19 protein-coding genes, 1 other RNA gene and 1 riboswitch are annotated in these 20,208 nt (G+C 39.5%); of the genes, 17 read left to right on the forward strand and 3 right to left on the reverse strand.

The features are described 5' to 3' along the window. Positions 1-16: 16 nt before the first annotated feature. Positions 17-628: a Holliday junction resolvase RecU gene (gene recU, locus ACFX4I_RS08085; RefSeq protein WP_230300598.1), complete on the reverse strand. Its 612-nt coding sequence runs from the start codon at positions 626-628 to the stop codon at positions 17-19. Positions 629-771: 143 nt separating this feature from the next. On the opposite strand from recU, the gene ACFX4I_RS08090 reads away from it, so the two are divergent. The 4 genes from ACFX4I_RS08090 (at position 772) to ACFX4I_RS08105 (ending at position 3,450) form a co-directional block, all read left to right on the forward strand. Next, positions 772-1,719 (forward strand): DUF2515 family protein, encoded by a 948-nt coding sequence (locus ACFX4I_RS08090; protein ID WP_230300599.1) that lies wholly within the window; start codon positions 772-774, stop codon positions 1,717-1,719. A 355-nt stretch (positions 1,720-2,074) separates the two neighbouring features. Next, entirely contained in the window at positions 2,075-2,350 is a 276-nt protein-coding gene (locus tag ACFX4I_RS08095) for a hypothetical protein (protein ID WP_230300600.1), read from the forward strand. A gap of 69 nt (positions 2,351-2,419) precedes the next feature. Then, a complete protein-coding gene (locus tag ACFX4I_RS08100; RefSeq protein ID WP_230300601.1) occupies positions 2,420-2,788 on the forward strand; it encodes a YppE family protein in 369 nt (122 codons plus the stop codon). A 77-nt stretch (positions 2,789-2,865) separates the two neighbouring features. Continuing rightward, positions 2,866-3,450 (forward strand): YppG family protein, encoded by a 585-nt coding sequence (locus ACFX4I_RS08105; protein ID WP_230300602.1) that lies wholly within the window; start codon positions 2,866-2,868, stop codon positions 3,448-3,450. A 68-nt stretch (positions 3,451-3,518) separates the two neighbouring features. Here the strand turns inward: ACFX4I_RS08105 and ACFX4I_RS08110 are convergent, their stop codons facing one another. Continuing rightward, positions 3,519-3,971, reverse strand: a complete 453-nt coding sequence (locus ACFX4I_RS08110) for an Hsp20/alpha crystallin family protein (RefSeq protein WP_230300603.1) — start codon at positions 3,969-3,971, stop codon at positions 3,519-3,521. 141 nt (positions 3,972-4,112) lie between these two features. Here ACFX4I_RS08110 and ACFX4I_RS08115 point away from each other — a divergent pair, with 141 nt between their 5' ends. From ACFX4I_RS08115 to ACFX4I_RS08175, 13 genes are all read left to right on the forward strand, one after another. Then, entirely contained in the window at positions 4,113-4,874 is a 762-nt protein-coding gene (locus ACFX4I_RS08115; RefSeq protein WP_377419944.1) for an alpha/beta fold hydrolase, read from the forward strand. A gap of 121 nt (positions 4,875-4,995) precedes the next feature. Next, positions 4,996-7,275 (forward strand): DEAD/DEAH box helicase, encoded by a 2,280-nt coding sequence (locus ACFX4I_RS08120; RefSeq protein WP_377419946.1) that lies wholly within the window; start codon positions 4,996-4,998, stop codon positions 7,273-7,275. 26 nt (positions 7,276-7,301) lie between these two features. Next, positions 7,302-8,564 carry a ribonuclease H-like domain-containing protein gene (locus tag ACFX4I_RS08125; protein ID WP_377419948.1) on the forward strand — a complete coding sequence of 421 codons (1,263 nt, stop codon included), beginning with the start codon at positions 7,302-7,304 and terminating at the stop codon, positions 8,562-8,564. Positions 8,565-9,017: 453 nt separating this feature from the next. Next, entirely contained in the window at positions 9,018-9,524 is a 507-nt protein-coding gene (locus tag ACFX4I_RS08130; RefSeq protein ID WP_283931888.1) for a CotD family spore coat protein, read from the forward strand. Between the two features lie 64 nt (positions 9,525-9,588). Then, positions 9,589-10,140, forward strand: coding sequence for an SLOG family protein (locus tag ACFX4I_RS08135; RefSeq protein ID WP_098370730.1), 552 nt, complete (start codon positions 9,589-9,591; stop codon positions 10,138-10,140). A 201-nt stretch (positions 10,141-10,341) separates the two neighbouring features. Next, positions 10,342-10,653, forward strand: coding sequence for a cell division regulator GpsB (gpsB, locus tag ACFX4I_RS08140; protein ID WP_061463822.1), 312 nt, complete (start codon positions 10,342-10,344; stop codon positions 10,651-10,653). A gap of 80 nt (positions 10,654-10,733) precedes the next feature. Further along, an RNA gene (rnpB, locus tag ACFX4I_RS08145) (RNase P RNA component class B) lies at positions 10,734-11,123 on the forward strand. Positions 11,124-11,768: 645 nt separating this feature from the next. Next, positions 11,769-12,917, forward strand: a complete 1,149-nt coding sequence (locus ACFX4I_RS08150) for a THUMP domain-containing class I SAM-dependent RNA methyltransferase (RefSeq protein ID WP_309518788.1) — start codon at positions 11,769-11,771, stop codon at positions 12,915-12,917. Between the two features lie 193 nt (positions 12,918-13,110). Continuing rightward, on the forward strand, positions 13,111-13,311 hold the full coding sequence (locus ACFX4I_RS08155; protein ID WP_034307871.1) for a cold-shock protein: 201 nt from the start codon (positions 13,111-13,113) through the stop codon (positions 13,309-13,311). A 225-nt stretch (positions 13,312-13,536) separates the two neighbouring features. Next, on the forward strand, positions 13,537-15,453 hold the full coding sequence (locus ACFX4I_RS08160) for an ATP-dependent DNA helicase (protein ID WP_377397594.1): 1,917 nt from the start codon (positions 13,537-13,539) through the stop codon (positions 15,451-15,453). 133 nt (positions 15,454-15,586) lie between these two features. Next, positions 15,587-17,104, forward strand: coding sequence for a carboxypeptidase M32 (locus tag ACFX4I_RS08165; protein WP_377419950.1), 1,518 nt, complete (start codon positions 15,587-15,589; stop codon positions 17,102-17,104). A gap of 261 nt (positions 17,105-17,365) precedes the next feature. After that, positions 17,366-17,467, forward strand: a riboswitch (purine riboswitch). 159 nt (positions 17,468-17,626) lie between these two features. Then, positions 17,627-18,226 carry a xanthine phosphoribosyltransferase gene (locus ACFX4I_RS08170; RefSeq protein WP_230300610.1) on the forward strand — a complete coding sequence of 200 codons (600 nt, stop codon included), beginning with the start codon at positions 17,627-17,629 and terminating at the stop codon, positions 18,224-18,226. Next, on the forward strand, positions 18,219-19,532 hold the full coding sequence (locus ACFX4I_RS08175) for a nucleobase:cation symporter-2 family protein (protein WP_377419952.1): 1,314 nt from the start codon (positions 18,219-18,221) through the stop codon (positions 19,530-19,532). Before ACFX4I_RS08170 ends, ACFX4I_RS08175 begins: the two co-directional genes overlap by 8 nt. Positions 19,533-19,911: 379 nt before the next feature. Here the strand turns inward: ACFX4I_RS08175 and ACFX4I_RS08180 are convergent, their stop codons facing one another. Next, positions 19,912-20,169, reverse strand: a complete 258-nt coding sequence (locus tag ACFX4I_RS08180; RefSeq protein WP_377419954.1) for a hypothetical protein — start codon at positions 20,167-20,169, stop codon at positions 19,912-19,914. Positions 20,170-20,208 lie beyond the last annotated feature (39 nt).

A 20,208-nucleotide genomic window follows, 5' to 3' on the forward strand; every position in this document is an offset into this window, starting at 1 on the left:
TGCCTTTCTAAAAAAACTAAAAATTTTCTGCGATGAGCGAATCTACTACTTTAATATAGTCAATTCTCGGTTGAAAGCCAAGAGTAATCTTTCGTGAACTGCTTTCAACCTCTTGAAGAGTTATAGATTTGCGTCCGCCTTCTTTCATTCTCTTCCAATAAAAACTCAGTTGTTCCGAACTCATTAGATATATATCTTCCATTGCGGAAAAACGGATGATGACAAACGCAATTCCGTCATGCTGAACGATATGTTTCATATGTTCAATTTGATGGTCATGAAAATTCTTCAAAGGGAACGAACTGCTGTTTTTCGTTTCCTTTGCCTCAAAATCAATGTACTTTCCTTTATAAACACCATTGTAATCGGTGGTCGATGCTTGTTTGAAATAAGCTTCTTTAATGACTGCAGCACTTCTTTTCGGATAGTGGACATCGACAATTTGAATGGGTGTCGGTTTTTTATGGATGACGGCAATGCCGTGTGCTAAATAATACTGATTGGTTTCGTTCAAATCGTCTTCCAATGTTTTTCCCCGGTTGCTGTAACTGATTTTTTTTAGTGGGCTTTTCTTTTCTTTCATAGCCTGCGGTACAAACTTTCGTCCGTTGGGATAATGAAATGCCACTTTTACCCCTCCTTTTTTTCACTTATCTATATTAGCAAAAAAAGAATCCAAAATGTGAATAAAAAGAATTGTTTCTTAGAACGATAGGATTTATGTACAACTATATGTCACAATTCATCGCTATAGAAAGGCTGGACTCATAGATGCGAATGTTAAAGACGGAAAAGCAATTGCTCCATTCCATAAAAGCCCAAACCGCTAAAGGGAACAGGGATAATATATCAAGAACAAAAGCATATGAACAATTTTTCAGAATGCATCCAGAAATACAATGGTCTTTTTTAGCTGGGATGGTTTCTAGGAATGCAGGCTGGAATATGTGTGATCTTGAAGGAATTTGGTTTTCCCATTTGCTTGGCTTTAAATATAGGCATCACTTATTCCTAACGTATGAAGAAGCCAACTGGAGAATATTCCAAGATGCGTATCCGCAATTACTTCTCTATCATTATTCGACGAAGTATGGACGTCCTTTGTTTCACTTATGTCATTATTTTTTTATTACCAAATTCATGAAGAACGAATGGTATTCCTTTTGGAAACATGGAGATCGTGAAAAATTAGTCACTGCTCTTATCATAAATGAACAAAACATCATTGAAGAACCGGTTATTAAAAAGCAATCTTTCGTTTTTCATTCTCTATTATTTTTCCTGCAGGACTGGATGCATTTTAGCACCGTTTTATTTCCTACTTGCAATGGAGAACTGTATGGCTCGTCGGTTTCGCAATTTAGAAATATAGATAAAAGGATTGAATTGGGGAAAAGGTTGGCTGGCCTTTTATTTTCTGAAGATTTGTTTCCGCTATTTTATGAATTTTCCTGCAGGACTGAACCAACGGGTGCCAGATATGATTATGAACAATATCGAAAAAAGCCTAGGTACCATGAAACCCCGATGCTGAGGGGAGTATATCCAGTGATTCATCATCGAGAAGGGGAGACAGAGCAATGGGATATGAAAAAAAGGGTTAAAAAAAAATGGTTCATTGAACCCAAATGGGAAGAAGACCCTCATTTGACCGATTGGTATGATCATAAACAAAAGCAGCTGCACACGGCAGCAATAATCAAAAATTTGATTTTATAAAAGGAAACAGGGAAGGCGTCGATCAAGCCTTCCCTGTTTATCGTTCAGTATTTATGTCTTACGTAGAGGGGCGGTTTTCTCCACTAAGTTTCGGGTTTCCCGTTCCTGCCTTTTTAGTGGGCGGCTTTTGTCGTTTTTCGTTTTTTTGCTGTCTGCTTTCATTCGACTGCATAAAATCACCTCCTGTCTGTATTCTTGTTTAAAACTTCATTCTTCATTCTGCCATTGTTGTCGAAGTGCATAATAAATTAAGTGAATTGCACTTTCTTTGCCGATTCCCTTCTAGTTTTGTCAGTCATGAAGGGCTTTCAGATAAAAAAAAGAATAGTACAGGTAAAGAATGGGAGGGATCAGCATGGTCAATAAAAGTGTCGCAACAGAAGAGATATTAAGGATGATAGCTGAGATCAGTACCAGCCTGGATCGTTTGGAAATTTCATATGGGGAAACTGTAAATACAGTGCGGTGCAAACTATGGGCGGAGCAATATACATTAGTTAATGATGCCCAGGAGGCCATTGAGAAAGCCGAGGATTATTGGGTAAATGCTGAAGGTCCAAACCACTCCTTTTCCATTGTCCCGGAAAAAAGAATGATAAAGCACAAGGTTTTCACGGAATTGCCCGTATAAGCCGGAGGAATATCATTTTATAAAGAACTGGATTATACTAAGGGAAACAATTGTACGGAGGAATTTAATGTGCAAAAAGAAAAAATGCAGCTATTGACAGAACAATTAATACAATATACGGACAAAGCGGATGAGATTTATGAGGGTGTACGCAAGGAAGGTAAGGAAAAGGATTTCTTTTCGGAAGTCAAGCCGTTTGCAGACCTTGTCAGGACCGCATGCATCGAATGGGAAACCGGAATGAAGGAGTGGATGAAAGAAACCGAATTCAGGCATCTTTTCCCCGAGCAAATCGAACAAACCGCCCATAACCTTTCTGATGTGGCCGTTCAGGCATTTTTTCCTAAAACAAGTTATAAGCGATTTAAAAGCCACGTCCAATCGGTCGAATTCATCCTTAATAATGTGAAAACGGAAATCGATCGGATTTTATCATAAAAACACCTACACTTTATTACCTCTTTTTTCATATATTATCAGAACCATGTAATGAAAAAAGAGGAGGGCTCATTGACATGATGAGATCCGGTTTTAACCAAATCTCCCCAAATCAAGGACAGTTTCCTCAACCAATGCCGGAATATTGGGGAGGATACCAACAGCCAATGCCGTATCCTCCGCCAAATAATCATAATCTTGAACAATCATTTATGTATCCATATCATCTCCAGGATACAGGAGGCTATATGACGCCATATCATGATCCTTATCAGCATGCGGCCTATCATCCATTCCAACAAATCCAGCAGCAGGCGATGCCTGTGGGGGCTTATCCGGGCAACAGTGTAATGCAGCCAATGGCACAAATGCACCCGATCCAGTCCAATCAGCAGCCACAAGCTTTTAGTCCGTTCGCCAATCCGTTACAGCCAGCTAAAAGACCTCCGCAAAGTCCGCAGCAGGCCCATAATCCATATCCTAAGCAGCAGTTCATGCAAAAACCCCAGCCATCGGGTTTCAAATCGGTCATGAATCAATTCAAAACACAAGATGGCTCCATGGATATAACGAAGATGATGAATACAGCCGGACAAATGATGAATACTGTTTCTCAAGTATCTTCAATGGTCAAAGGAGTAGGGGGCTTCTTCAAAGTTTAGATGGAGAATAAAGGAAAAGCAGACTTATAAGTGACCAGCCACTTTTTTAAGTCTGCTTTTATTCATGCCTAATGAATTTCAATCCGATTCCCTCTGATTTTGGGTAGGTTAAGCGTGAGGATGCCATCACGATGTCGCGCGGTCACTTTTGCTTCATCAATCGGCTTTGGAAAGGAAATGGTTCTTGATAAAGTACCGGCTGAAACTTCCTTTTGGAACAATCCTTGATTTCTATGCTTTCTATCTACATGCTTTGCAGATATGGTTACGGCATGGGACAGTACATCAATTGATATTTGGCTGCGTGCAATTCCGGGCAAGGTGGCAGTAAGGGTATATTCTGAATGCGTTTCTTGAACATCAACCGGAAAGCTGCGTTCTTTCGCCGAACCGAAGAAATCGTCAAGAGATTGCAACATGCCTTTAGGCGGCCTCTCGGAAAACAGCCGATCCATTTTGTTTATGAAATGGGTAAAGGGTTCTATTCGATTCCGATTATTATTTTTTTCAGAAGAGGTCATCACGGTGCTCCTTTCTAAAAAATTCCTTTGCCTATAGGCTATGTGAGGAATGAAGAAATGTGAATGCACTGTTGGGTTTCAGATACAGGTCTATAGGGAATAACGTTACTGAATGATTAGTAAAGGAAATGAGGGATTAATATGACAAATAGCAAGCTTTCCTACATAGATACCGGGAAAGGTAATGAAACATTGTTGTTTATCCATGGATTTTGCGGAAGCCATGAATATTGGAGTGACATCATTGCTGAATTAAAGGGGGAATACCGGATTATTGCCGTTGATTTACGGGGGCATGGTGCAAGTGAGGAAATAGAGGGTTCTTTCTCGATTGAAGATATGGCTGATGATATTGCGTCATTTATGGAAGAACTGGAAATCGGACAGGTATATATGTTTGGTCATTCGCTTGGGGGATATATCACCTTGGCATTCGCAGAAAGGTTTCCTGGGAAATTGTCTGGTTTTTCATTGGTACATTCCACCGCTTTCCCGGACGATGAGACTGGAAAGGCGGGGCGCTTAAAATCTGTCGAGAAAATCGAAAGTGAGGGAATCCCCGCTTTCATTGACGGACTTATACCAAAGCTTTTCGCTAATTCCGATGATCCCAATATTGACCATATAAAGGAAATCGGATATAAAACAAGTGAAATTGGTGCAATAGGGACTTTACATGCCATGAGGAACAGAATAGACAGAAATCATGTACTCAAAGATACGAAGTTGCCTGTCCTATTGGTTGCAGGTGAACAGGATAAGGTGATTCCCATTGATAAAACCTTTTCTGTGAAAGGGAGCCATATCAATGAAGTTATACTTAAGGGCAGCGGCCATATGGGAATGTTGGAAGCTCCAAGCAGACTAATCGAAGAAATCATTCGCTTTGTCGAGAAGAATTAAATGAAAAAAGACCGAGCTGGAAACGAGATGATGACGTTTCCAGCTTTTTTTTTTGAAAAGGAAATAGTTTCCCTTTTGCATAGAACGTTCATTCGGTAGAATAGGAGTATGAGGTGGTCATATGAAACTGCGAAAAAATTTACAAGAAGTCATCAATGATTTAAAAACAAATGAGGATTTTAAAGATAATATAGTACATTGGCAAGTAATTGAAGCAAAAGAGGCAAAACATGTACCTTTTCCCGATGCAATGAATGATAAAATCAAGCATGCTCTTGAATTGCGGGGGATAAATGGATTGTATACCCATCAGGCAACTGCATTTGATACTGCTGTCAGTGGCAATAGCCTTGTAGCGGTCACACCTACAGCTTCTGGAAAAACATTATGCTATAATTTGCCGGTCCTTCAAAAAATATTGGAAGATGAAAAAACTAGGGCGCTTTATATTTTTCCGACAAAAGCGCTGAGTTATGATCAAAAGAGTGAATTGAATGAAATGATTCATGAAATGGATGCAGAGATAAATAGTTATACATACGATGGGGACACACCTTCAAATATCAGGCAAAAAATCCGCCAGGCAGGGCATATCGTGATCACCAATCCTGATATGCTCCATTCCGGAATCCTGCCCCATCATACGAAATGGGTCTCTTTGTTTGAAAACTTGAAGTATGTGGTAATCGATGAACTTCATATTTACCGCGGCGTTTTCGGAAGTCATACAGCCAACGTCATAAGAAGGTTAAAAAGGATCTGCAAGTTTTATGGAAGCGACCCTGTATTCATCTGTACTTCCGCTACGATCAATAACCCAAAAGAGTTGGCAGAAGAGCTCACGGAAAAACAAATGGTCCTAATCGATAATAACGGAGCCCCAAGTGGGAAAAAGCATTTTGTGTTTTACAATCCCCCAATAGTAAATAAACCGCTGAACATACGAAGGAGTGCGGTTTTGGAGGTCAGGAAACTGGCAAATGAATTTTTGAAAAATAAAATTCAAACGATCGTTTTTGCGCGAAGCAGGGTTCGTGTGGAAATTCTATTGACATATTTACAGGAACATGTGTCAAAGCAATTGGGGCCAAAGTCAATCAGGGGCTATCGCGGTGGATATCTGCCAACACAGCGCAGAGAAATTGAACAAGGGCTCAGGGATGGTTCCATTTATGGAGTGGTTTCCACAAATGCACTTGAGTTAGGCGTCGATATCGGCCAGCTTCAGGTTTGCATAATGACTGGTTACCCTGGATCCATATCCAGTGCCTGGCAACAGGCGGGACGAGCAGGTAGAAGGCATGGTGAAGCTTTGATCGTCATGGTCGGCAGTTCTAGTGCCCTTGATCAATATATCGTACAGCATCCCGAATATTTCTTTACCAGGAATCCAGAAACTGCAAGAATCAATCCGGATAATCTTTTAATCTTGGTTGATCATGTAAAATGTGCAGCATATGAGCTTCCATTTAAAAAAGGCGATACCTTTGGGAAAACAGAGATTATGGACGTTCTTGAATTCCTTACGGAAGAAAGGGTCTTACACTTAAATGGGGACAAATGGCATTGGATGAATGATGCTTTTCCAGCAAGCAATATCAGCCTGCGTTCAGCGGCACAGGAAAATGTCGTGATCATCGACCAAACGAATGCACCGGTTAATCGGGTCATAGGGGAAATGGATACGTTCAGTGCAATGACCCTCCTCCACGATGAAGCCATTTATTTGCACCAGGGAATTCAATTTCAGGTGGAAGAACTTGATTGGGATGAAAAGAAAGCTTATGTACGTGAAGTCAATGTGGACTATTATACGGATGCTAACCTTGCTGTTCAGTTGTCTGTATTGGAAGTCGATAAACAGCGAACTTTCGCTTCCACAGCAGCTGCTTTTGGTGATGTCGCAATCCGGGCGATGCCTACAATCTTCAAAAAAATCAAATTCGAAACTCATGAGAATATTGGTTCAGGACCAATCAGTCTCCCGGAGATGGAACTGCACACGAGCTCAGCCATGCTTTCCATGGATCCCGATATATTTAAGTGGGACGAAAATCGTATAGAACAAGGAATGATAGGTGCCTCCCATGCTCTTAATTACATGATTCCGCTACATGTTATGTGCGATCCGAATGATATTCATGTTTATCCGCAGGTTAAGGCAGCACATAATGAAAAACCGACCATTTTTATCTATGATAGTTATCCGGGAGGCATAGGGTTAAGTGATAAAGTATATGAAAACTCTGAAGTCATTCTGCTTGAAACAATATCAATGATCGAAAATTGCGCTTGTGAAAGCGGCTGTCCTTCCTGTATCGGGACGGAATCCGCAACGAAAACAGCCAAGAGTGATGCCAAACGATTATTGGGTCAATTTTGTAAGCAAAAACATGAATAGATCGCAGTGAAAAGAGGTGTAATTTTATGTCTTTAAAAAATAAATTGAACCGTATGAAAACGCATATGAACCTAGAGGCCGTGAAACATCCTTCACCCGTAGAAGACGATGACCGGACAGTGAATGAAGAAATTCCTTACTATGAAAAGTGGCTGGAGAACGATACCGTTTCCTTTCATTTCGATGGTGACTATTGTTTCATTAGGGAAGTCCGCTACTCTATAAATCACAAACACGGGTTATATGCATTTTCCGAGCTGAAAAAGGTTGTAAAAGAGTGGAATCAAACTTCATTGGAGCATCCACTATCCGCTAGGGGCGTTAAAAGTGAAGATCTGTTTTTCTTCGATACGGAAACAACTGGGCTTGGAGGCGGAGCCGGCAATACCATTTTTTTACTTGGCTATGCTTATTTAGAAGGTGAAGAAGTAGTTGTGAAGCAACATATCCTTCCGCAGCCTGGAAGTGAAATCCCGCTGTATCAAAGCTTTCTGGAAAACATCAATTATGAAACGCTTGTCACATATAATGGTAAATCCTTTGATTGGCCCCAACTAAAAACCAGACATACCTTGATAAAAGAGCATGTACCAAAACTACCGGAATTCGGACATTTCGATTTATATCATGCTTCAAGACGCCTTTGGAGAAACAAATTGGAACGAGTGAAATTATCAGCAGTCGAAACAGATATTTTAGGTGTATATAGGGAGGATGATATTCCTGGATATTTGGCGCCGATGATTTATTTTGATTTTGTTGAGCGGAAGAATCCGGAAATTCTGTTTGGGATCATGAAGCATAATGAATTGGATATCTTATCACTGATCACATTGTATATTCATTTGTCCCGAAAAATCCTCCAAATCGATGGATATACGGAAGAGTCCATGGAAATTGCACGATGGCTCGCTTATTTGGGGAAAAAAGAGGAGTCAGTTGAGACATATCAAAAAATATTGGAAGCAGGAAATGAGGAAGATCGGATAATAGCTGGCCATGCCTTAGCCTTCCAGAAAAAGAAGCAAAAACTATTCAATGAAGCTTTGGAAATTTGGAAGGAAGCCGCCTTAAAAGGAAATGTGCAAATAAGGATACAGGCACAGATTGAATGTGCAAAATTATATGAACATCAATTTAAGGACGTCGGTCTTGCTCTAAAATGTTCAATAATCGCACTTCAAGAGATGGTGAGCGAAGGGAACCTGCCAGGGAAAAAAAAGTTGGAATTGGAAAAGAGGATCCATCGGCTCGAAAAGAAAGAGCAATCTATGGATATTACTATATAAAATATGGGAATTGAAATGGTCTTTTAGTGCAAAAGGCTGAAAATAAAAAATATGTATACAATTATTGTAGCCTTCAACTATTATGTGTAAAATGGAAAGAGTTGAGGGTGAAATTCCGAAGCGTTCATTTCATTCCTTTACATCATAAATTCAAGGTGAAAGCGGAGCGAAGAAATGTATAAAACGACTTTATTTCTATTTTTTGTTGTCCTTTGTTTAACGATTGTTATATTTACTTCATTAAAAGACAGTCTCTATTCCTTTTTGTAGAAAATTACCCTCAGTATATTTGATGGGATAGCATTAATATAATAGTGTACTTATCGACAGCCATACATCGTTTTATACTTATTCTGTATAATTAGGTCATTTCATCAGTACACGTATCCCCTTTTTTTCATAGTCTGTAATGGTAAGACTAAACTTATCATGATGAAAGGGGACGTATTATAAATGTATTTTCGTAATTGTGGAGGAAATAAACCCCATGTAATGGGAGCTTACGGGAACGCACCTGGAGTAATGGGCGCATCAACCGGTAAACACCCCAATAACGTAATGGGCGCATCAACCAGTAAACACCCCAATAACGTAATGGGAGCGTCAACCGGTAAAAACTCTAACGTAATGGGAGCCTATAGTCCATCGGCTGTGTCTCCAGCGCAATATGGTCCATCGGCTGTGTCTCCAGCGCAATATGGTCCAACACAAACATCTCCATCTCAAGTTGCCCCAGCGCAAGTCTCTCCGACACAGCAATTTGTCAATACGAATGTATCGAACACAGTGATTCCTGTCGTTCATCCATCACATACTACAAATGTCAATAAACATGTGAACACGTTTAAACATTATTTCCCGCATACTCAATCCGTGGTGAATGAGTGCTATAATCAACACTTGATTTGTGGAAGGCCGCCGCAAAACCCATGCTGTCCGCCTAGACATTTCGGATATTAAAAAATAAGGGCTTATTAAGCCCTTGTTTTCTTACATAATCATGTTAAAGGAGATTAGCCAAGCGATGAAGGTTTTGTATATGACGGGCTATAAGGCTTTTGAATTCGGGATATTCAAAAATGACCATGAAGCCGTAAAATATATAAAGAAAGCGATGAAGCAGCGTCTCCTTCCATTGGCGGAAGATGGGCTGGAATGGGTGATCATCTCAGGTCAGTTGGGTACGGAACTTTGGGGTGCGGAAGTGGTGTTTGAATTACAGGAGGAATATCCTCAGCTCAAATTAGGGGTGCTTACTCCTTTCCTGAAACAGGAAGAGTCATGGAACGAGACGAATCAAGACTATTACCGATCCATATTGGCCCGTGCCGATTTTGTAGAGTCCATTTTCAATAAACCATATGAAGGGCCACAACAACTGAAAATCAAAAATAGGTATATGGTCCATAAAAGCGATGCCATGCTCATCATTTTCGAAGCTGAAAAAGAAGGATCATCCCGATATCCTTATTTCGAGGCGATGAAAAAAGCCGAAACACAGCCATACCCCATCTTTCAGATAAACTTTGATGATCTGCAACTGGCTGCGGAAGAAGCGAGCTGGTCCGAAGAATGATGGAGTGAAAATAATTTGGATTAAAAGTTGTTTCTTAAGCATAATCATATTATTATGAAATTTAGATACAGATTTAATGGGAATACATATCGTTCACTAAACAGTATGCATACAAAAAGGTGTTTCGTTGACAAACCCAAGCAGATTTGAAAAAATAATAAAAAGTCGATTGTATTGGCGAAAGTATTGAGGTGAAGTCTTATGCTATCCGATAAGATAAAATTAACGGCTAAAGATATTCTTGAAAAAGATTTTAAAACAGCCATGCGCGGTTATAAACCTGAAGATGTGGATCAATTCCTGGATCTGATCATTAAAGATTATGAAGTGTTCCACCAGGAAATTGAAGATCTTAAACAAGAGAATCTTAAATTGAAAAAACAAGCAGAAGAGAGTACAAAACGTCCAAATCAACCTGCTCCAAGTGCCACTCCGGGAACCACTAACTTTGACATCCTTAAACGGTTATCCAACTTGGAAAAGCATGTTTTTGGTAACAAGCTTTTTGACTGAGATTTTACATTGTAAAAGTGAAAATTATTTTGGTATTGTTTTTTCATGAATAATGGAGTATAATCAATTATGTTATGTTAACGTTTGGGTAATTGCTGCTGCATTTATGCAGTAGAGGAAAGTCCATGCTCGCACGGACTGCGATGTCCGTAGTGTTCGTGCCTGGCGAAAAAATAAGCTTGGGCAGCAATCTTGGATTGCTGACGGCTGGGAAAATGCCTAAGTCCTTTTGGATATGGCATGAATACCTATAAAAGTGCCACAGTGACGTAGCCTTTACAGAAATGTAAAGGGTGGAACGAGGTAAACCCCACGAGCGAGAAACCCAAATTAATGGTAGGGGCGCTTTCTTCCTTGGAATTGAACGAGGAGAAGGACAGAAGCATATGCTTCTGTAGATAGATGATTACCGCCGAAGTACGAGACGCGAGTCGCTTGCAGTACTGAGGAACAAAACATGGCTTACAGAACGTTATCATATTACACCAAAAGCACAACTCTCCTTTTAAAAGGGGAGTTTTTGTTTATGGAGATTGCCTGATTATAAAAAGATTGGGCGTTTCCATTTATTTTTTCGTTTTCTGAAACACCGCTGTGTTAAACTTAGAACTTGGCAAGTTTTCCATTCCATTTCGAAAAGTGTCAAGCGGAAAGAAAATGGGTTTGAATGAAGTCAGTCGGTAACGTTCTAAAAAATAGTGTCGGAATGTAAAGCATTTCCTTGATTCTGGGTATCCTATTTTTAAAGGTTCCTTAACTCTTCTGTTAGCCCTAAAATGAAGGTATCAAGACGGAAAACTACAAATTTCAGGATAATGGATGGGAAGCATACATAATTGGTTTTGATGATTTCAATCATATGATTGCAGCGTGTATCTTAAGGTATATGGATAATTGAGTAATGTTTTATTTAATTAATGAATGTTCTCGCTACATGATCATGAAATAAGCTAAGCAAACAATGAAGAATTCTAACTGAAATATAAAAAGGCGGTGGACCTTTTAAATAAGGTTTACATGTAAAAAAATCAATGCCTGATTCTTAAATACATAAATGAAGAAATTCGGGAAAAGGTGCCATGGATTTGGATTAATGGAAAGAAGGTGCAAGATTAATGAAACAATTCGATATTATCGCAACATCAGCAATGGGATTGGAATCAATTGTTGCCAAGGAGGTTAGGGATCTTGGATACGATTGTCAAGTCGAAAATGGTAAAATCACATATAAAGGGGACCAATCCGCCATTGCCCGCTCTAATTTATGGCTGCGCAGTGCCGATAGGGTGAAAATTAAAGTCGCAGAATTTAAAGCATATTCATTTGATGAGTTGTTTGAAAAAACAAAGGCATTGAATTGGGAAGATTACTTATCAGCCGATGTAGAGTTCCCTGTGAGTGGAAAATCCGTTAAGTCAAAGCTTTACAGTGTCCCTGATTGTCAGGCTATTGTCAAAAAGGCGATTGTTGATAGATTGAAAAGTAAATATAAGCAAGTGTCTTGGTTTGCAGAGACTGGTCCTTTGTTTAAAATTGAAGTGTCTATTTTAAAAGATGTAGTGACACTTACCTTAGATACTTCAGGTGCAGGTTTGCATAAACGGGGATATCGGACAGGGCAGGGGGAGGCACCCCTTAAAGAAACATTGGCGGCTGCCTTAATCATGCTGACCAATTGGAAACCGGATAAACCTTTCATAGATCCATTTTGTGGATCTGGAACGATTCCCATCGAGGCAGCCTTAATTGGGCAGAACATAGCACCTGGGTTTAACAGGGAATTCGTATCTGAAACCTGGGCATGGATGGACAGCAAGGTTTGGGATGAAGCACGGATTGAGGCTGAAGATTTAGCCGATTATGATCAGTACTTGGACATAACAGGTTGTGATATTGACCATCGAATGGTCGATATAGCTAAAACAAATAGTTTTGAAGCGGGTCTTGGTGATCTGATTGAATTCAAACAAATGCAGGTGAGGGATATCTCGACAAGGAAAGAGTATGGTGTCATTGTCGGGAACCCGCCTTATGGAGAACGTCTTGGTGAGCAAAAAGCGGTTGAGCAGATGTATAGAGAAATGGGCCAAGCCTTCAAGAAGCTTGATACATGGTCAGTATACATGATTACCTCCAATCCTGACTTCGAACAGCATTACGGTAAGCCTGCAACGAAAAAAAGGAAATTGTTCAATGGTTTCATCCGTGCTGACCTTTATCAATATTGGGGGAAAAGGCCGCCAAGACAGCCTCAAGGTGAATAGGTAGGTAGAATATAACGGAGGATTTTGATGGTCAGGACGATTTATTCATAATAGGTTCCAGTCTTGCTTATCATTTCCTTTTCTGTTATTCTAATAATGAATTATCTTTGTTCAGATTTAAGGAATACCTTAATATTCTTTTGAGCAAGGATAGTAATATAATGTGTGGAGAACACACTAGGAGGCAACAAAAATGGAACAAGGTAAAGTAAAATGGTTTAACGCAGAAAAAGGTTTTGGATTCATCGAACGTGAAGGTGGAGACGATGTATTCGTACATTTCTCAGCTATCCAAGGCGAAGGTTTCAAAACTCTTGAAGAAGGCCAAGACGTTACATTTGATGTAGAACAAGGTCAACGTGGACCACAAGCATCAAACGTAAACAAAGCTTAATTCAACCCTATATTATTTACAGACAGGCTCTCTTTTGGAGCCTGTCTTTTATTTTACGAATCGGGCAACCAGGCAGCATACATAGAAAAACATACATAATACGCTTCATTTCTGATGGTTGGTAAATATCTTGACTATTAATGTGAAATAAAGGATAATATACTTTTGCTTAAGATATGTAATGATTCGTTTACTATATACTGATGATAGATAAAAGGGGAGACCATGATGCTTAAAACACTGCCTTTTTCGGTAACAAAGGAAGATTCTTTTTATGACAAGCTTTCAGAATGGATCGGTGATGTTTTTTACGATATTCTTCCCGAAAAAGGATTTGAGCTGCGTGACGAACAAATCTTCATGGCTTTTCAGTTAGAAAAAGCCTTTAAAGAAAAGAATGTAAGTTTTGCTGAAGCAGGGGTAGGGACCGGTAAGACTTTGGTCTATTTACTATATGCGATTTGTTATGCGAGATATACGAATAAACCTGCAATTATTTCGTGTGCGGATGAAACGTTGATTGAACAGCTTGTCAAAGAGGAAGGCGACATCCAAAAAATCAAGAATGCTTTAGGTATTGAAGTGGATGTTCGGCTTGCCAAGTATCACGATCAATATGTATGTCTTAAGAAATTGGATTACGCAGTGAATCATGAAGATTCCGAGGGAATAGATCAGCTATATGATGAACTTCCCAAGTTTGTCCATGATAACTCATCCATGAACGCCTATACAGCATATGGGGACCGTAAACAGTATCCATACTTAAATGATGAAGACTGGTCTAAAGTTGGCTGGGATCAGCTCCAAAACTGCTTTACTTGTGATAAACGCCATCGTTGTGGGCAAACCCTATCACGGGACCACTACCGAAAATCAAGTGATTTGATCATTTGTTCACATGACTTCTTCATGGAGCATGTATGGACCAAGGAAAAGCGTAAGCGTGAAGGACAGTTACCATTGCTGCCTGATCATAGCTGCGTTGTCTTTGATGAAGGTCACCTATTGGAATTTGCTGCTCAGAAGGCTTTAACTTATAAAGTTGGGGAACAGACCCTTGCTTCGGTTTTAGAATTGCTTACAGCCAATCAGGTTCGTGAAGAAACCTTATACATCATTGAGGATTTAATTGATATCAATGAAGAATTTTTTGATTTGTTGGATGAAAAAGCGATACATGTCAGCGGATCTAATCGTTATGAAATTCCGATGTCCAAAGAAATAACAAGCTTTGCCCAAAAGCTTCACAAAAAGGTTGAAGAGTTAGAGGAGAACCTTGTTTTTGAAGCGGAAATGTACACGATCAATGATTATGATTTAAAAGTGACGGAAGAATATTTAGAGCAGCTGGGTTACTCACTTTCTCTATTTGTGAAGGATGAACAGGCCGTTTCCTGGTTTGAAGAAAATGAAATGACCAAAACATTGGTCATCATGCCAAGGCTTGTACAGGATATTTTGTCTGAACAGGTATTCTCTAAAAAAATCCCTTACATTTTTTCATCGGCAACATTATCGGATAATAAATCCTTCCAATATATTGCTGATAGTTTAGGGATAGAAAAGTATGACAGCTTCTCCGTTGAATCACCATTTGATTACGATGAAGTCATGAAAATGAACATGCCGGTCTTCGAAAATGGAGATCAATTGGCAAAACTTCAATATACGATGAAGACAATTGAAGAAAATGAAGGTCGAACACTAGTGTTATTTCATTCAAAAGAAGAATTGCATTGGTTCAAGGAAAACTGCCCAATATCTTCTTATCCATTTTATTTTGAAGGGGAAGCGGAAATCAGCGAGCTTGTTAAGAAGTTCCAAGAGGATGAGCAATCTGTCCTTTTCTCCTATCATTTATGGGAAGGGCTTGATGTTCCGGGGCCTTCATTGCAAAATGTAGTGATACACTCCCTTCCATTCCCGCCACGCGATCCAGTTTTCGAGGCCAAACGCAACTCGGTTACCGACGCATTCGAAGAAGTGGATCTTCCATACATGCTCCTTCGATTGCGCCAGGGAATAGGGCGATTGATCAGGACGAGCAATGATTCGGGAACAGTCCAGATTTTGACTGAAAAGGATCTTTCGGAACAGGTGAAAGAGAAGATTGTATCCATTCTTCCTGTAACGCTTTAACTAAAGTCCAATCCAAAATAAGAGCCAAGGTGCCCCTTGGCTCTTATTTTATTTTAATTTATTAAACGAAGTGGTTCTGTTATGAAAGATTTTTGTATAATATGGTAAAGTGTATTTGGAAGGAGCAGTGAATATGATAAAAAAGGGTATCGATCTGATAGAAAAAGAGTTTAGAGAATATGTAAAGAAAATCTCGGCCTATAATGAAGCTCTCGCGTTAATTTTTTGGGATTTACGTACAGGTGCACCGAAACAGGGAGGTGAGCAGCGTTCCGAAGTTATCGGCGTGCTTTCCTCCGAGGTGTTTAATATGAGCACAAGTAATGAAATGGAATCCTTCATTGCAGAACTTTCGAAGGAGAAAGCCACTCTTAGTGAAACGACGAATAAAATGGTACAAGAGTGTAAAAAAGAGTTTGAAAGAAATAAGAAAATTCCTGCCAACGAATACAAGGAATTCGTCATTTTACAATCGCGTTCTGAAAGTGCATGGGAAGAGGCAAGGGAAAAAGCTGATTTTTCTTTATTTCAACCTTATCTGGAGCAAATTGTAGCTTATACCCGTAGGTTCGTAGAGTACTGGGGATATGAAGGGACGAAATATAACACCCTTTTAGATATGTATGAACCAGGCATGACAGTAGATATACTTGACAGCGTATTCAGTGAGCTTCGGGCGAGGATCGTTCCATTGGTAAAACAGATTGCCGAAAGCGAACATAGACCTGAAACAGCGTTCCTGTATAAAGAATTTCCAAAAGAAAAACAGCATCAACTTAACTTGGAAATTTTAAAACAGCTAGGATACGATTTCAAGGCTGGCAGGCTGGATGAAACAGTTCACCCTTTTGAAATTAAAATAAATAGGGGCGATGTCCGGGTGACGACCCGATACGATGAAAATGATTTTAGGGGGGCAATCTTTGGTACCATTCATGAATGCGGACATGCCATTTATGAGCAGAATATCGCCGAAGAATTAACTGGAACACTTCTCGATGGCGGGACATCAATGGGGATTCATGAATCACAATCATTGTTTTTCGAAAACTTCATTGGACGGAACCATAGCTTCTGGAAAAATAAATTCTCCTTATTAAAAGAATATGCTCCCGAACAATTCAATGATGTGACACTGGATGAATTTTACCGGGGCATTAACGAAACAAAACCATCGTTCATCCGTATTGAAGCAGATGAACTGACGTATCCTCTACATATTATGATTCGGTATGAACTGGAAAAGGCTCTCTTTAATGGAGAACTTGAAGTGAAGGATTTACCGGAAGTCTGGAATGAAAAATACAAGGATTATTTGGGAATTGTGCCTGAAAATGATGCCATGGGCGTGTTGCAAGATGTACACTGGGCAGATGGAAGCTTTGGTTATTTCCCTTCTTATGCATTGGGATATATGTATGCAGCCCAAATCAAGCAATCGATGCTTAAAGATTTGCCTGATTTTGATGGCCTGTTGGAAGCGGGTGATATTGCTCCAATCAGGAAATGGCTTAATGAAAAGATACATAAATACGGAAAAACAAAAAAGCCTCTTGAGATTTTGAAAGAAACGACAGGAGAGGGCCTGAATGTTCAGTATTTAATAAAGTATCTTGAAAATAAATATAAAGAAGTTTATAAAATCAAATGAATTAATAGAAGAAGGACTTGGATTAAATGTCAAGACCTTCTTCTTTTTTATGGGTCGTTGCAAAAGTTACGTGTATGATAGTAAATGGAACATGAAGATGGGATGATTTTTTCTTTTGAGAGGAAAATCCCTGTTATTTAGGCATTGGGATTTCGCAATTTTCTAATAATACGAATGATGATTTAATTTTTTAAATGAAAGTTCGGTTTTTATCGAAAATTACTTTTCAAATAGAGTCAGCGTTGATATAATTCATATATTAATAAAATTTAAAGTTTCACTCGTATAATAGCAGGGATATGGCCTGCAAGTTTCTACCGGATTACCGTAAATAATTCGACTATGGGTGAGTAATAGATCTTGTTGCATAATGAAGGCTTTTGCTGATTCATTTTTCATTCATGCCCAAGAAGTATTGCTTCACTCCAAAAAGTGTCGCAATGTTTCTTGGGCTTTTTTATATGCAGGGAATGATTGCGTGGTTTATGGGTCAATAATCATCCAAGATTGGGAGGAACCTTCATGCAACTTTTAAAGGAAAAAATCTTGTCCGAGGGTCAAGCTTTATCAGAAGATATTTTAAAAGTAGATTCATTCTTAAATCATCAAATGGATCCTATACTAATGAAAGAAATTGGTAAAGAATTCGTAAAACGTTTCGAACAAAAGGAAATAACGAAAGTGCTGACAATTGAATCTTCAGGCATTGGACCTGGTTTGATGGCTGCGTTGGAATTGGAAGTTCCGCTAATTTTTGCCCGTAAACGTAAATCACTTACTTTAACAAATGATTTAGTGACTGCGTCCGTTCATTCCTTTACAAAAAAAGAAACCAATACTATTACGGTTTCCAATAAATATATTGAAGCTGGGGATAAGGTTTTGATCATCGATGACTTCCTTGCGGTCGGACAGGCAGCCAGGGGCTTGGTGGAAATCTGTAAGCAGGTTGGAGCAGAAGTGGCCGGAATCGGCATCGTGATTGAAAAAGCATTCCAAAGTGGTGGTAAGGATCTTAGGGAACAAGGTTTTCAAGTTGAATCACTTGCGAGGATTGCCGAGTTGAAATTCGGTGAGATTACGTTCGCCGACGAAATGGAAGGAGCAACCGTCAATGTCTAATCAATCACCTTTAAAAGTTGCTTCCTTAGGATTACAACATGTCCTTGCCATGTATGCCGGTGCAGTCGTCATTCCATTGATTGTCGGTGGGGCGCTGGGATTGACTGCAGCGCAGTTGACTTATTTAGTTTCGATAGACATTTTGATGTGCGGGATAGCAACTTTATTGCAAGTGTGGAAAAATAAATTCTTTGGAATTGGGCTTCCGGTCGTCCTAGGCTGTACATTCACAGCAGTTAGCCCGATGATTGCAATTGGTACGCAATATGGAATCAACTCCATTTATGGATCTATTTTGGTGTCGGGATTGATCGTCGTTATCATTAGTAAATTCTTCGGAAAACTGGCAAGGTTTTTCCCGCCCATTGTCACAGGATCGGTCGTTTTGATTATTGGCATAACGCTCATTCCTGTTGCAATCAACAATCTTGGTGGAGGTCAAGGTGCTGCTGATTTCGGAGACTTGAATAATGTAGCTCTTGGTTTTGGAACTTTGTTATTCATTATATTCATGTATAAATTCTCATCTGGATTCGTACGATCCATTTCTATTTTATTGGGGCTGTTAGTCGGAACATTAGCAGCATTCTTCCTTGGAAAAGTGGATTTTAGCTCAGTGGCCAATGCCACTTGGCTGCATATGCCTCATTTTTTCTACTTTGGAGCTCCGACATTTAACGTCACGGCGATCATTACGATGACATTGGTGGCGATCGTCAGCTTGGTGGAATCGACTGGTGTTTATTATGCCCTTGGTGAAATCACGGACAAAGAAATATCAGAAGACGATTTGGCTCGCGGATATCGTGCTGAAGGACTGGCCATCATGATTGGCGGTTTGTTCAATGCGTTTCCGTATACGGCATTTTCACAAAATGTCGGGTTGATTCAATTGTCAGGCATTAAAACAAGGAATGTCATATACACAACTGCGGGCATTCTCATTTTCATAGGATTTGTTCCGAAAATTGGTGCATTCACGACAATTATCCCTCCATCCGTGCTTGGCGGTGCAATGGTTGCGATGTTCGGGATGGTAATTGCCGCAGGAATTAAGATGTTGAGCAAAGTGGATTTTGCTTCTCAAGAAAATTTATTGATCATCGCTTGTTCAGTAGGTATGGGACTTGGTGTGACGGTCGTTCCTGAACTTTTTGCGCAAATTCCGGAAAGCTTTCAAATCTTAACGGAAAACGGTATTGTAGCCGGAAGTTTGACAGCCATTTTCTTGAATATCGTCTTTAACATCGTCCCTACAAAAGGGAAAGTGAAGGAAGCACGTATTGAAGGGCAAAAAGTAGCCTGATTAAAATAGATTCGGTAAACTTGATAGATTCAACCATTTAATGCCTAAAATCCTCATGTGATGAGGATTTTAGGCATTTTTTCATTTATGCCGAAGCATAACATTGATAATGAAATTAGAGTTTTGTCAGATAAAAGGAAACTCTCTTCACTTTTTGAATATATTGATAGTATATGTTCAGGAAAGTAGTGATAGGGATGGAGAGAAAATATTGTATTCATTGTCGAACCATTTTAAGCGAGGAGTATAGGTGCAGCGTTTGTGGAAAAGAGGAGTTTCAAAATATCATTATTCAAGTGCAAAACCAATCTTCTGTAAAGAAAGAAGAATGAAAGCTCCCCCTTACCGATTTTGGGTAAGGGGGTTTAATATTTCATGATTACATTTCAATCATTAAGATGATATGAAGAGTGCCTACGCCTTTTGATGACATGGGTAAATGGATAGCTTCATGAAACCCATACATTTTGGTATTGCCCACAAAAACGGTGGGTGGGGTAATATCATTAAATGCATCCCCTCCTGCTAAAGAAGTGGCAATATTCCCGGCAAGCAAGTTGCCGAGTTCTGCTGCAAAAGATTCAAGCAACTCACCATCCAACGGCATGGAAAAAATGCTTTCACCTAAATTGCTCATGCATCCCCGTTTGTTCCCTCAATCATTATTCTTCCACGG

Source organism: Peribacillus sp. YIM B13472, from assembly GCF_042788005.1.
Classification (GTDB): domain Bacteria; phylum Bacillota; class Bacilli; order Bacillales; family DSM-1321; genus Peribacillus; species Peribacillus simplex_E.

Bases quoted from the DNA above. Each gene is read 5' to 3' on its own strand.
- ACFX4I_RS08090 (WP_230300599.1), top strand. From the start codon at position 772: ATGCGAATGTTAAAGACGGAAAAGCAATTGCTCCATTCCATAAAAGCC.
- ACFX4I_RS08095 (WP_230300600.1), top strand. From the start codon at position 2,075: ATGGTCAATAAAAGTGTCGCAACAGAAGAGATATTAAGGATGATAGCT.
- ACFX4I_RS08105 (WP_230300602.1), top strand. From the start codon at position 2,866: ATGATGAGATCCGGTTTTAACCAAATCTCCCCAAATCAAGGACAGTTT.
- ACFX4I_RS08110 (WP_230300603.1), bottom strand. From the start codon at position 3,971: ATGACCTCTTCTGAAAAAAATAATAATCGGAATCGAATAGAACCCTTT.
- ACFX4I_RS08115 (WP_377419944.1), top strand. From the start codon at position 4,113: ATGACAAATAGCAAGCTTTCCTACATAGATACCGGGAAAGGTAATGAA.
- ACFX4I_RS08120 (WP_377419946.1), top strand. From the start codon at position 4,996: ATGAAACTGCGAAAAAATTTACAAGAAGTCATCAATGATTTAAAAACA.
- ACFX4I_RS08125 (WP_377419948.1), top strand. From the start codon at position 7,302: ATGTCTTTAAAAAATAAATTGAACCGTATGAAAACGCATATGAACCTA.
- ACFX4I_RS08130 (WP_283931888.1), top strand. From the start codon at position 9,018: ATGTATTTTCGTAATTGTGGAGGAAATAAACCCCATGTAATGGGAGCT.
- ACFX4I_RS08135 (WP_098370730.1), top strand. From the start codon at position 9,589: ATGAAGGTTTTGTATATGACGGGCTATAAGGCTTTTGAATTCGGGATA.
- gpsB (WP_061463822.1), top strand. From the start codon at position 10,342: ATGCTATCCGATAAGATAAAATTAACGGCTAAAGATATTCTTGAAAAA.
- ACFX4I_RS08150 (WP_309518788.1), top strand. From the start codon at position 11,769: ATGAAACAATTCGATATTATCGCAACATCAGCAATGGGATTGGAATCA.
- ACFX4I_RS08155 (WP_034307871.1), top strand. From the start codon at position 13,111: ATGGAACAAGGTAAAGTAAAATGGTTTAACGCAGAAAAAGGTTTTGGA.
- ACFX4I_RS08160 (WP_377397594.1), top strand. From the start codon at position 13,537: ATGATGCTTAAAACACTGCCTTTTTCGGTAACAAAGGAAGATTCTTTT.
- ACFX4I_RS08165 (WP_377419950.1), top strand. From the start codon at position 15,587: ATGATAAAAAAGGGTATCGATCTGATAGAAAAAGAGTTTAGAGAATAT.
- ACFX4I_RS08170 (WP_230300610.1), top strand. From the start codon at position 17,627: ATGCAACTTTTAAAGGAAAAAATCTTGTCCGAGGGTCAAGCTTTATCA.
- ACFX4I_RS08175 (WP_377419952.1), top strand. From the start codon at position 18,219: ATGTCTAATCAATCACCTTTAAAAGTTGCTTCCTTAGGATTACAACAT.
- ACFX4I_RS08180 (WP_377419954.1), bottom strand. From the start codon at position 20,169: ATGAGCAATTTAGGTGAAAGCATTTTTTCCATGCCGTTGGATGGTGAG.